The following is an 11,122-nucleotide window of genomic DNA, read 5'->3' as shown; positions in this document are numbered from 1 at the left end:
GATGACATGACGAAGTTCGGTCGGTCCGACGACCTCAAAGGCGCGGAGTTCCTCGAGGTGGACCTGAGCGGGGCTCGGTTCGTCGAGTCCGATCTGTCCGGCACCGTGATGCGCGGCATCGACATCCAGGACGGCGACATCGACGCGCCCTGGCTGGGCACGGACGACGCCCGCCTGACGATCAACGGCGTCGACGTCGTGCCGTTCATCGACGCGGAGCTCAACAAGCGGTTCCCCGGTCGGGAGAACCGGCGCGCGGAGGATCCGGACGGTCTGCGCGCGGCCTGGGGGCAGGTCGAGCAGGCGTGGGCGACGGCCCGCGAACGCGCCGAGGCGATGCCCGCCGGCACCGTCGACGTCTCGGTGGACGGCGAGTGGTCGTTTGCGCAGACGGAGCGACACCTCGTCCACGCCACCGACACCTGGCTGGGCCGCTCGATCCTGGAGCGCGACGACCCGTACCACCCGCTCGGGCTGAAGTACCTCGGCACCGACGCCCCCGACGCGACGACCCCGCCGTACGCCGAGGTCCTCGAGGCCCGCGCCGGCCGCGTCGCGATGGTCCGCGACCTCATCGCCGCCACCACCCCGGCCGAGCTCGACGAGCCCCGGAAGAACCCACACAACCCCGACCACCCCGAGACCGTCCGCCACTGCCTCCACGTGATCATCGAAGAGGAGTGGGAACACCTCCGCTTCGCCACCCGAGACCTCGACACCATCGGGTCCCGCTGAGCCGGGGCTTCAACGTGCGGTCGGCACCGGTAGTTGGAAGACCGACCAGCCGTCCACGGGCAGGAAGCCGAGTGCTGCGTTGACGGCGCGCATGTGCGTGTTGTCCTCGGCGTTCCATGCGTCGATGAAGAGCAGCGCCGGCTCGTTCGCCCGTGTATATGCGTGATTGGCTGACTTCACGGCCAGCCCGAGGCGCCGGCCTCGATGGGCCGGCTCGACGATCGTGGTCCGCTGCCGCGCATGGGTATCGTCGGCGGACTCGAACGAAAGCTTGGTCCGGGCAACGATCTGCCCGGACGCGTCGTGCCGGGCGGCGGTCGAGTAGGAGCGGTACCCGCGGCGCATTTCGTCCGCCTCCTGGCGGCGTACCCGCGCGGCGTCGTACACCTGCTGCTCGACCGCCAGGTCACCGGTCGGGGCGTCGAGCATCAGGCGACTCTGCAGCGCGGCCACGTCATCGACGATCTCGTCGGGCGCCACGTCGCGCCATTGCACCAACGAGTACCCGTCGGCGAGCGTCGCCTCGTGGTCAGCGATCTGGCACCGAGACCTGATGCTGGTGGCGCCAGGCCGGTGACCGCGGTTGGTGAGGTAGCGATACCCGGCCTCGTCGCGCTCGGCCCCGCCAGGCAGCGCGCGAACCGTCTCGACCTCGATCAAACTCCGCTCATGCTGTCGGGCGACCTTGTAGACCTCCTCCAACAGCCCGGTGCCGATCCCGCGACGCCGGTGCTGCGGGTGCACGATCAGGTCCAGATACATCAAGTTCTCCGACTGCGGCAGCTGGTATGACGCAGCCCCGACCACCCGGCCGCCGTCCCACGCCAGCAGCGCGTGTTCGATCGCCTGCCGGCGGGGCGTGGGGAAGTCGGGTACGTCGTACCGCGTGACCGCGACCGTCAGGTCGTACAACTGGTCCATCGCGACCGGGTCCGCCGGATCCAACTGCCTGATCATCATGCCTAGCGCTGTCGAACCGTGTAGGTCAGGTGCGTCGCCCGCGGGCCCGGCTCCGCGCGAACCGGCTCCAGCGCCACGCGATCCGAGTCCACCCCCTCGAACAGCCGGATTCCGGTGCCGAACAGTACGGGCGAGAGCGCGATCGTGAACTCGTCGATCAGGCCGGCGTTCACGTACTCGAGGATCGTCGTACCGCCGCCCGCGATCCGCACGTCCCGGTCCCCGGCAGCCTCACGGGCCTGGTCGAGCGCCTTCTCGATGCCGTCGTTGACGAAGTGGAACGTCGTACCACCCGGCCGCTCCCAGGGGTCACGCTTCTCGTGCGTCACGACGTACACCGGTGTGTGGAAGGGCGCCTCCTCCGGCCAGGCCAACGCGCCGCCGTCGAACATCCGCTTGCCCATCACGCTCACGCCGGTGCGCTCGTACGTCGCCCGGGCGATGTCGTTGTCGAGCCCTTCCTCGCCGCCCTCGCCGAGCTTCAGGTTCTCCCGGAAGAACCGCTGCGGGAAGATCCAGGCCTGAAGCTCCGACCACTTCGCCATCCAGCGCTGAACCCTCGGGTCGCTCTGGCCGCCGGGCGAGAACACCACGTCGAGGGGTACGTCGTCCGGCGCCACGAAACCGTCGAGCGACATCGACACACTGAAGAACACCTTTCCGGCCATCAGTCCTCCACTCCCTTCCGAACAAGCTCGGCCACGTAGGCAGCGAGATTGCTCAGCGTCTGCTGACCGCCCTCGATCGCGTGGTACTTCTCGACCGCCTCGTCACGCACTTCCTTGCTGGGGAACACCGTGTGCATCTCGATCCGGGTCGTCTCCCCGTCGACTTCGAACGTCAGCACCGAGTCGAACGCGTTGGGGTCGTCGCGGGACTCACCGTGCAGCAGCACGATCCGCTCCGGCGGGTCGATCTCGATCCAGGTGATCCACTCGGTGTAGTCTGTCCCGTCCGGTCCGTGCATCAGGAAGTCCCACTCCCCGCCGGCGCGGAACTCGAACGATCGCGTGGTCGTGGTGAAACCCTCCGGTCCCCACCACCGCGACAGGTGCCGGACCTCGGTGAACGCCTCGAACACCAGCTCTCGCGGGGCGTCGATGACCCGGGAGATGACGATCTCCCGGTCGGCCGTCGCGGACTGCGCCGGCGTTCCCTGTCCTGTCGTGCTCATCAACTAGTCCTCCTGCCTTGCCTGCTTGAGGTCCTGCACGTACGCGTCCAGCCGGTCGAAGCTCTCGTTCCAGAACCGCTCGAACCCGCCGGCCCACTCGTGGACGGGCCGCAGCCCGCGGGCGTCCAGGCCGTACAGACGCTGTTTGCCTGCCTTCCGGTCCCGCACCAGCCCGACCTCCCGAAGTACCCGCAGGTGTTTCGACGCCCCCGGCTGGGTCATCCCCAGCTCCTGCGCCAACTCGGTCACCGGCCGCTCACCACCCCGCAGCAGCACCAGAATCTCCCGGCGCTGCGGCTCGGCGATCGCATTGAACACGTCCGAGGTCGTCGCTGCTCGTGCCATGACCGCAATCATATGCCTATATCGGCATGCGTCAAGGCGCAGCTTGCTACGGCCTGCGCGGGCGTCAGGTCAGCGGAGGCGGCGGGCGAGGTGGGCGGTGATCTGGGCGTCGATCTCCACGGTCTCCGGGAGCACCTCGAGCGTCCGCCGGAAGACCTCGTCCCGGTCGTCCGGCGGCAGCAGCACGTACGCCGAGACCGTCGACAGCTGTCCGATGTAGTCGACGGCCTTCATCATCAGACGCCGTTCGATCACCGCCTGCCGGACATCGCCGAACCACTCGGACTGCTCGAGCTCAGTCCCCGGCCACTGCATCGGCAGCTCCTCAGGCGTCCCGTCAGGCGACGGGACCCCGTCTTCCTCCAGGTACGGCGCCCGCGCCGCTCGCGCCGCCTCCTTGAGCGCCGGATCAGCCAATTGAATCGGCACCCCGAACGAGGCAAACACCCCACCCGGCCGCACGATCGCTGCCATCCGCTCCCACCGACCTTCAGGGTCGGTCCAATGCAGCGCCGCAGCCGAATACACCAGGTCGTACGACGTATCCAGCGGCAGGTCCTCGAACGCCGCCTGCACTGTCGTCACATTCGCCGGCAGCCGCTTCCGCAACTCCGCCAGCATCGCCGCGTCCGGCTCGGTCGCCGTAATCGCGATCCCGCCCTGCGCGAACAGCCGGGTCGCCTTCCCCGTCCCCGCCCCGATCTCGAGCGCAGTCCGAACCGGCTCCCCGGCGTACGCCATCACCAACTCGAGCAGCTCCACCGGATACCCGGTCCGGAATCGCTCGTAAGCCTCCGCCACCGACCCAAAACTCAACGCCCGCTCAACCATGCCAGCATCCTGGCACCGCCCCGGGCGCGACCGCCTGCCGTTTTCGCCGTCAGCGCTTCGTCTCGTACCTGTTCAGGGTCACGCCGCCCGGGAACGCGCGCGTCTCCACCAGGTTCAGGTTGACCCAGCTGTCCAGCGCGGTGAAGAACGGGGCGCCGCCGCCCAGCAGCACCGGATGGGTGACGATCTCGAACTCGTCGACCAGCCCGGCCCGCATGGCCGCAGCCGCGAGCGTGGCGCCACCGACCCGCATCGGCCCGCCGTCCTCGGCCTTGAGCCGGGCGATCTCCGGCACAGCGTCACCGGTGAACAAGCGAGCGTTCCAGTCGACCTTGTCGATCGTCGAGGAGAACACCACCTTCGGCGTATCCCGCCAGTTCCGCGCGAACTCGATCTGCGCCGGCGTGGCGCCCGGCTGCTGGTCGCCGGTCGGCCAGTACGAACTCATCGTCTCCCAGAGCCGACGCCCGTACAGGAACACCCCGATCGCCAACTCCCGCTCGAGCCAAAACTCGAACAGCTCGTCATTCGGCTCACTCCACCCGAGGTCGTCGCCGGGCGCGGCGATGTAGCCGTCCAGGGACAAGTTCATGCCATAGACCAGTTTCCGCATGGAGCCGTGCCTTCCCTCATCGCGACAGCCCTCACCGGCCGCCCGTCACCCCTACAACGAACGCCCCACCCCGAATTCGACAGCTCCCCACAGAAACTCTCACCAGGCGGAGGGTGTGGGATTCGAACCCACGATGACGGTCACCCGCCATACCGGTTTTCAAGACCAGCGCACTCGGCCACTATGCGAACCCTCCCGGCGGTTGCCGCCGAGGGTCGAGGATAGCCGAATCGGTGTGCGGGGGCGGGAGGTGGCCGGTAGGGTCTGTTCGTCCTCCCTCAGGAGTCTTATGCGTTCGCTTGGCGCTGTTGCGTTTCCGGGTGAGCTTGGATCTGATTTTCGGAAGATCTGGCCGGCCTCGATCATCTCCAATCTCGGCGACGGTGCTATGGCTGCCGCCGGGCCGTTGCTCGTTGCGTCGATTACCCGCGAGCCCGCGGCGGTGGGGGCAGCGGCGTTCATTCAGCAGCTGCCGTGGTTGTTGTTCGCGTTGTTCAGTGGCGTACTCGTGGATCGGCTCGATCGTCGGCTGATGATTGTTGCTGCCGACACCTTTCGGGCGATCGTCCTGGTTGCGCTCGGCATCGCCGTACTGCTCGATACGTCGCCTCTCTGGGCGATCTACGTCGCCTTGTTCCTTCTCGGTACGGCGGAAACCCTTGCAGATAACGCGTCCGGCGCATTGCTCGTCAGCGCCGTGCCGAAGGAGCATCTGGGTGAGGCCAATGCGCGGCTGTTCGCCAGCGCGACCGTCCTCCAACAGCTCGGTGGGCCGCCGCTGGGGGCGCTGTTGTTTGCGGCGGGCGCCGGCATCCCGCTGGTGTTCGATGCGGTCACCTTCGCCGCAGCGGCCGCGCTGATCGCGCGCGTCGCCGTACGTCCGCCACTGCCCGACCACTCCACGCGTGCAGCTATCTGGCGCGAAGTGCACGAAGGAGTCCGCTGGCTCTGGCGGCACACCGGCGTACGGACGCTCGCGCTGTCGATCCTGGTCATGAACATCACCTTCTGCGCGGCCTTCGCGACCTGGGTGCTGTTCGCCCGCGAGCGGCTCGGTCTGACCGAGACACAGTTCGGTCTGCTCATCTCTGTCGGCGCAGTCGGCGGCGTGCTCGGCATGCCGACGTACCACTTCCTGGAGCCGCGCGTCGGCTCCGTGACCTTGCTCCGCGCCGGCCTGGTGATCGAAACGACGGTCCATCTCGTCCTGGCGCTCACGAGGAACCCGTGGGTCGCCGGCGCGACCATGGCCGTCTTCGGCGTCCACGCCGTCGTATGGGGCATCGTCTCGACTACAACGCGTCAAGTCGCCACCCCGGATGCCCTGATGGGCAGGGTCAACAGCGTGTACCTGCTGGCCTCGGTCGGCGGTGCTGCGATCGGTTCGGCGCTCGGCGGCCTGCTGGCGCAGCGGTACGGACTGGCTGCTCCGTTCGCGATCGCCTTCGTCGCGATGGTGGTCATGACAGCGGTGGCCTGGCGTCCGCTCCGGCACGTCTCTGTACGGCGGGTGCCTGCAGCAGACTGAAATCGGATGGTACGACTGGAGAGCGCTTGCTAGAGTTCGCCAGCCGCCGAGATGACCGATAGGAGCGCTTCGCTATGCCCGCAGCCACGTCACTCGGCCTCCCGAACGTGCGCGGCCGGGTCCCGCTGCTGGCCGGTCTGGCGATCGACTCGTTCGGCGGCGGCTGCGCGGGACCGCTCCTGCTGCTGTTCTTCAACAAGGTCGCCGGCATTCATCTCGGCACGGCCGGCTTGATGCTGACCATCGCAACGCTGTTCTCGATCGCCGCGCCGGCCGCAGTGGGAGTGGTCATCGACCGGGTCGGGCCGCGCAACATCGTCGTGGCCGCGCAGTTCGCCCAGGGGCTGGCGTTCACCGGCTTCTTCTTCGGGCGGTCGGTCTGGGTCCTGTTCCTGTGTTCGCTGGTGATGACGACCGGACAGCGCGTGTTCTGGTCGGCGATCTTCAGTCTGCTCGCGGATGTCGCCGACGAGGGCGAGCGGGACAAGTGGTTCGGGCTGGGCGGCATGATGCAAGCCGGCGGTCTCGCGCTCGGTGCACTGGTGGCCGGCTGGCTGCTGGCCATCGGCGGCGACGCACCGTTCCTGGTCGCGATGGCGGTGAACGCAGTGACGTTCTACGTCGCTGGATTGCTCCTGCTGCGACTGCATCCGTCGCACCACGAGCGGACCAATCAGGACACCGGGCCGGCGCCGCTACTCCGCAAGGACAGGACGTTCCTGGTACTGATCGGCGCGAACACGTTGCTGGCACTCTGCACGATGATGCTCGGCGTCGGCGTACCCGTGTATGTGACTGAGGCGCTGACTGTGCCGAAGTGGCTGGTCGGCGTGCTGATTGCGGCGACAGCTGTCGTACTGGCGACCGGCCAGACGCTGGTGGTGCGCCACACCGAGCGGCGTCGTCGTACGAACGTCATGGTGGTCGCTGGGATCACCTATGCGGTGTGGGCGGTGCTGATGGCGCTGCAGGTGCACATCCCGGCGGGATGGGTCGTGCCGGTGCTGGTGCTCGCGACAGCTTGCTATGCGTTCGCCGACGTACTGCATGCGGCGACCAACAACGCTCTGTCGGCGGCGGTCTCGCCGGTGATCGGGCGGGGGAAGTACCTGTCCTACTGGCAGTACTCGTTCGCGTTCTCGAGCGTGCTGGCGCCGGGGTTCTTCGCGCAACTGTTCGAGGTTCAGCACGAACTGCCGTGGGTGGTGCTGGCCGGGCTGGCGCTGGTGGCGAGTCTGACGATCTACGTGCTGGCGCGGGTCGCGCCGCGGCTGAGTTCCGCGCGGATCTGAGCGGTCCGATCTGCCCGTTTCCTGATCTGTCAGGATGCGTTGCGCCGCGTCGAACATCTGTTCTAATGTTGGCTCAGTTCGCGGTTCTCCACCCGGATTGTCCGATGGACCGAGTCTCCCACCACCGATGTGGACGGCCCGGAGGACACCGCCGCCCGGGGTTGTGAGGACCCGGGCTGTGGAGAGTCCGCAGACAACACTGGTACAGCTTGAGCGAGGTGGTCACGCAACGAAAGGACAGCGACAGATGCTGCTCGAACACCGCGGCCGACGACCGGTCGTGCCCGAATCCGCGTACGTCGCACCATCGGCCGTGCTCTGCGGCGCCGTCGTCCTTGGCGAAGGCAGCAGGGTCCTGCACGGTGCTGTGCTGACGGCGGAGAACGGCGAGGTCAGACTCGGCGAGAACAGTGTGGTGATGGAGAACGCCCTGGTGCGCGGCCGGGCCGACCATCCCGCCCTGATCGGCGACGCGGTCCTGATAGGTCCCCATGCACACGTGAACGGCGCCACGGTCGAGAACGAAGTCTTCATCGCCACGGGCGCTGCGTTGTTCCCCGGTTCGGTCGCCGGCACAGGCGCAGAGCTGCGGATCAACAGCGTGCTGCACGTCAACTCGCGCCTGGAGCCAGGCACGATCCTCCCGATCGGCTGGATCGCTGCCGGCAACCCGGCCCAACTCTTCTCCCCAGACCGGCACGAAGAGCTGTGGCAGACCCAACGCGAGCTGGACTTCCCGGGCACTGTGTACGGCGTTCCTCGTGGCACACCTATGCGCGAAATCATGGCGCGCCAGTCGGAATTCTTTGGCGCTCATCTCGAGGATCGGCTCATCGATCCGTCGTGAGCCAGCCCGCTGGATTTCGGTGGGTTCAGGTGGTGGTGAGGGTGTGGAGCTCGAAGCGGCGGATCTGGGCGGGCGAGGAACCTGCACAGGTCAGTCGGGCGTCGACGGTGTCGAGGTGAGCTGACACCTCGACCGAGATCGAACCGGTGGTGGATGCGAGGAGGATTCGCCAACGGTGGTTGAGGAGTTGCTGGACGGATCGCGGTTGGAGGTTGTCGACGGTTAGTGCGTGGCCGGCTTGGCGGGCGAAGTGCTGGGCGGCTTGGACGGGTGGGGTGAAGGCACCTGATCCACGGAGGAGATCAGGTACGACGAGACCCTTGTCGTACTGCCGGGCGAGTTCGACCGCGCGCGTTGGTGGGACGTGGCCGTAGAAGAGTCCGTGCGGAAGTACGACGACGTTTGCCGCGAAACGGTCGCCGCCGATGTGGCTGCACTCCCACGTGCGCTCGCGGTAGGCGGAGGCGAGTGCTGCGGCGACCCGACGTCCGCGTACGGCGCAGCACGCGTCGTGACGGCCGTGGGTGCAGACGAGGTAGACGGGCTCGTTGCTGACGCTGCCCGGATCCTTGCCCGCGAGCACGTCGAGCAGATGCTCGTCGGTCGGCAGCGTCCCCCATCGGATCTCTTCACGCCCCGGCCTGCAGTCCACCAATCCCCATCGCCGACTCCGCGCCCGATCCACCCGCCCATACCGCCGAACCAGCACCGGCCGAATCCCCAACTCCCGACACGCCCGCGCAACTACATCCCCAAGCCCCACACCCGCCTCGGCCCCGCTACCTCCGAGGCTCGTTAGCGCCGGGCCTTCGGCCCCACCGACTCCGGCGCTTGTTAGCGCCTGCCCCTCGGCCACACCGGCTCCGGCGCCCATTCGCGCGCGGCCCTCTACCCCACCGCCTCCGGGGCCTGTTGGTGCGCGGCCCTCGGCGCCACCGGCTCCGAGGCTTGGTAGCGCCTGACCCTCGGCGCCACTGCCTCCGGCGCCTGTTGGCGCCTGCCCCTTTGTCCCACCGGCCCCGGCGCCCGTTGGCGCGCGGCCTTCGGCCCCGCCGGCTCCGGCGTTCGTTGGCGTGCGGTGCTCTGCCCCGCCGCCGGGGCCTGTTGGCGCGCGGTCCTCGGCGCCGCCGGCTCCGAGGGATGTTAGGGCCTGGCGGGGCCAGGGGGTTTGGGATTCGATGAGGAGCCAGCGTTGGGCGGGTGGGGCGGTGGCGGTCAGGGAGTCTTGCCGGAGCTCGGCTTGGGCTGCGCAGCCTGTTTCCGGTCGGTACCGAGCGTCCCCGTGGTCCACGGCACCTCACAATTCCACACCGGCTCGATGGGGCCTCAGTTGTCGGTTGCGACTACGACGGCTTCGGTTAGCAGGCGGCGGACCAGGACCAGTTGCTCGGTGTCGTCCAAGTCGGGCAGGTTGCCTACCTTGCAGTCGGCGCCGGAGGTCAGCTCGGCGAGGGCTGGGGCCGTGGCCGGCGGGAAGGTGATGGTGCGGTCGGGGAGTTGAAGGACCACCGGGTCGCCGGGGACGAGGCGGCAGCGGAGACCGGGGCGTAGACGGACTGTGGTGCCTACGGACAGAGATGCGATCGACGCGGCGTGGGCCAGGGGCGGCAGCGGGGCAGGCCGGTTGCCGGACCAGGTGCGGCGCCGCAGTCGGGCGGCCAGGGCGTCTGGGGTTGTGGAGCGGATCTCCTGAGTGAAGAGCTCAGCCACGGCAGGGAGGAGTTCCGCCAGCTGCTCCGGGTCGCCGGGGTCGAAGCCGAGCGGCAGGGCGGTGCGTAGGGCGGCCTGGTTGGCGGCTAGCGCGGCCAGCTCCTGGACGAGCAGATAGCGCGTAAGCGTGTGTAGCCCGACTGTCAGATGCGCACTGACCCCGCCCAGCGCCTTGGCAGAGTGCAGGAATCCACGCGGCACGTAGAGAGCGTCACCCGGGCGGAGGACCTCGTCGATCACCGGAGCCTTGTCACGCGCAGCCGCAGCGACGGCCGACGCGTGGTCTGTCCAGGGTTGGTTCCGCAGCGGATCGACGTGGACTGGCTCGTGAACTGTCCAGTGCTTCTCGCCGGCCACTTGCAGTACGAAGACGTCGTGTACGTCGTAGTGCGCCGAGAACCCCTGCGACTCAGCAGGGGTGATGTACGCGTTGATCTGCACCGGATGCCCAGCGTCCGCAGACAGCTGGGTCGAGAAGTCGACAAGAGCCGGCCAGGTCCGATGAAGCGCCTGCAGTACGACGGTGTGCCCGCTGGCGAACAACGCGGCCACCTTGTCGTCCCGTACCTGGTCGGCGACCTCCGCACCCACACCAGCCGGACCGGTGAATTGACTGTCGCCCACGACCGCACCGTTCTTGGCGATACGCAAGAACGGCGTCCGCAGACCGCGACGAGACAACAGCTCGTCCACGGCCTCGAGACTGAACAGATCGTCGTACGGCGCTGGTAGCTCCGGACCGTGAGACAGGAGCGCCCGAGTACCCCAGTAGGAGCTGGCGAACTCGTCCAGATCCCCCGCCACACAACGCCGGAGCGCCGGGCGCTCATCCCACAACTCACCCCGGCACGACCCACCAGCCACACCCGAGGGGTCCACGGAGTCGGATTCACGCCCGGCGCCCGGCATCACACTCACCAGCTCCCAGAGTTCCCGCCGCCGCCCGCGCCGCCACCCGAGCCGCCACCCGAGCCGCCGCTGGCACCACCATCAGCGCCACCATCTGCGCCGCCGTCCGACGCACCCTCGTTCGCGCCGCCATCCGCGGTGCCCTCCCCATAACCACCGGAACCGCCGCCAGCGCCGT

The 11,122-nt window shown here is 68.3% G+C and carries 12 protein-coding genes and 1 tRNA gene; 4 read left to right on the top strand and 9 right to left on the bottom strand.

Going from position 1 to position 11,122, the window contains the following annotated elements; translation table 11 throughout:
• Positions 1–6 precede the first annotated feature (6 nt).
• Positions 7–735, top strand: a complete 729-nt coding sequence (locus tag ACFWUU_RS29235) for a DinB family protein (RefSeq protein ID WP_380180026.1) — start codon at positions 7–9, stop codon at positions 733–735.
• 9 nt (positions 736–744) lie between these two features.
• Here ACFWUU_RS29235 and ACFWUU_RS29230 read toward each other — a convergent pair whose 3' ends face one another.
• From ACFWUU_RS29230 to ACFWUU_RS29200, 7 genes are all read right to left on the bottom strand, one after another.
• Positions 745–1,695, bottom strand: coding sequence for a GNAT family N-acetyltransferase (locus ACFWUU_RS29230; RefSeq protein WP_380180024.1), 951 nt, complete (start codon positions 1,693–1,695; stop codon positions 745–747).
• A 2-nt stretch (positions 1,696–1,697) separates the two neighbouring features.
• Positions 1,698–2,363, bottom strand: coding sequence for a dihydrofolate reductase family protein (locus ACFWUU_RS29225; RefSeq protein ID WP_137255698.1), 666 nt, complete (start codon positions 2,361–2,363; stop codon positions 1,698–1,700).
• Positions 2,363–2,869 (bottom strand): SRPBCC family protein, encoded by a 507-nt coding sequence (locus ACFWUU_RS29220; protein ID WP_380180022.1) that lies wholly within the window; start codon positions 2,867–2,869, stop codon positions 2,363–2,365. Before ACFWUU_RS29220 ends, ACFWUU_RS29225 begins: the two co-directional genes overlap by 1 nt.
• 3 nt (positions 2,870–2,872) lie before the next feature.
• Positions 2,873–3,214: a helix-turn-helix transcriptional regulator gene (locus ACFWUU_RS29215; RefSeq protein ID WP_137255700.1), complete on the bottom strand. Its 342-nt coding sequence runs from the start codon at positions 3,212–3,214 to the stop codon at positions 2,873–2,875.
• Positions 3,215–3,283: 69 nt separating this feature from the next.
• Complete coding sequence (locus tag ACFWUU_RS29210; RefSeq protein ID WP_380180020.1) at positions 3,284–4,045, bottom strand: class I SAM-dependent methyltransferase; 762 nt, start codon at positions 4,043–4,045, stop codon at positions 3,284–3,286.
• 49 nt (positions 4,046–4,094) lie between these two features.
• Complete coding sequence (locus ACFWUU_RS29205; protein WP_380180018.1) at positions 4,095–4,658, bottom strand: dihydrofolate reductase family protein; 564 nt, start codon at positions 4,656–4,658, stop codon at positions 4,095–4,097.
• A gap of 107 nt (positions 4,659–4,765) precedes the next feature.
• Positions 4,766–4,854, bottom strand: a tRNA-Ser gene (locus tag ACFWUU_RS29200).
• A gap of 93 nt (positions 4,855–4,947) precedes the next feature.
• On the opposite strand from ACFWUU_RS29200, the gene ACFWUU_RS29195 reads away from it, so the two are divergent.
• The 3 genes from ACFWUU_RS29195 to ACFWUU_RS29185 all read left to right on the top strand — a co-directional run bounded on the left by ACFWUU_RS29195 (position 4,948) and on the right by ACFWUU_RS29185 (position 8,325).
• Entirely contained in the window at positions 4,948–6,186 is a 1,239-nt protein-coding gene (locus ACFWUU_RS29195; RefSeq protein ID WP_380180016.1) for an MFS transporter, read from the top strand.
• Between the two features lie 74 nt (positions 6,187–6,260).
• Positions 6,261–7,478 (top strand): MFS transporter, encoded by a 1,218-nt coding sequence (locus ACFWUU_RS29190; RefSeq protein WP_380180014.1) that lies wholly within the window; start codon positions 6,261–6,263, stop codon positions 7,476–7,478.
• Positions 7,479–7,725: 247 nt separating this feature from the next.
• Entirely contained in the window at positions 7,726–8,325 is a 600-nt protein-coding gene (locus tag ACFWUU_RS29185; RefSeq protein ID WP_380180012.1) for a gamma carbonic anhydrase family protein, read from the top strand.
• Positions 8,326–8,350: 25 nt separating this feature from the next.
• On the opposite strand, the gene ACFWUU_RS29180 is transcribed toward ACFWUU_RS29185, so the two are convergent.
• Together ACFWUU_RS29180 and ACFWUU_RS29175 are read right to left on the bottom strand one after the other, a co-directional pair.
• Positions 8,351–8,977 carry a sucrase ferredoxin gene (locus tag ACFWUU_RS29180; protein ID WP_380180010.1) on the bottom strand — a complete coding sequence of 209 codons (627 nt, stop codon included), beginning with the start codon at positions 8,975–8,977 and terminating at the stop codon, positions 8,351–8,353.
• A gap of 674 nt (positions 8,978–9,651) precedes the next feature.
• A complete protein-coding gene (locus ACFWUU_RS29175) occupies positions 9,652–10,944 on the bottom strand; it encodes a cupin domain-containing protein (protein ID WP_380181772.1) in 1,293 nt (430 codons plus the stop codon).
• Positions 10,945–11,122: the final 178 nt, after the last annotated feature.

The sequence above is a fragment of the Kribbella sp. NPDC058693 genome, from assembly GCF_042715335.1.
Taxonomy (GTDB): domain Bacteria; phylum Actinomycetota; class Actinomycetes; order Propionibacteriales; family Kribbellaceae; genus Kribbella; species Kribbella jiaozuonensis.
This window is presented reverse-complemented; position numbering and strand designations above follow the sequence as displayed.

Coding starts and splice junctions, on each gene's coding strand:
- ACFWUU_RS29235 (WP_380180026.1), top strand. CDS start 7: ATGACGAAGTTCGGTCGGTCCGACGACCTCAAAGGCGCGGAGTTCCTC.
- ACFWUU_RS29230 (WP_380180024.1), bottom strand. CDS start 1,695: ATGATGATCAGGCAGTTGGATCCGGCGGACCCGGTCGCGATGGACCAG.
- ACFWUU_RS29225 (WP_137255698.1), bottom strand. CDS start 2,363: ATGGCCGGAAAGGTGTTCTTCAGTGTGTCGATGTCGCTCGACGGTTTC.
- ACFWUU_RS29220 (WP_380180022.1), bottom strand. CDS start 2,869: ATGAGCACGACAGGACAGGGAACGCCGGCGCAGTCCGCGACGGCCGAC.
- ACFWUU_RS29215 (WP_137255700.1), bottom strand. CDS start 3,214: ATGGCACGAGCAGCGACGACCTCGGACGTGTTCAATGCGATCGCCGAG.
- ACFWUU_RS29210 (WP_380180020.1), bottom strand. CDS start 4,045: ATGGTTGAGCGGGCGTTGAGTTTTGGGTCGGTGGCGGAGGCTTACGAG.
- ACFWUU_RS29205 (WP_380180018.1), bottom strand. CDS start 4,658: ATGCGGAAACTGGTCTATGGCATGAACTTGTCCCTGGACGGCTACATC.
- ACFWUU_RS29195 (WP_380180016.1), top strand. CDS start 4,948: ATGCGTTCGCTTGGCGCTGTTGCGTTTCCGGGTGAGCTTGGATCTGAT.
- ACFWUU_RS29190 (WP_380180014.1), top strand. CDS start 6,261: ATGCCCGCAGCCACGTCACTCGGCCTCCCGAACGTGCGCGGCCGGGTC.
- ACFWUU_RS29185 (WP_380180012.1), top strand. CDS start 7,726: ATGCTGCTCGAACACCGCGGCCGACGACCGGTCGTGCCCGAATCCGCG.
- ACFWUU_RS29175 (WP_380181772.1), bottom strand. CDS start 10,944: ATGCCGGGCGCCGGGCGTGAATCCGACTCCGTGGACCCCTCGGGTGTG.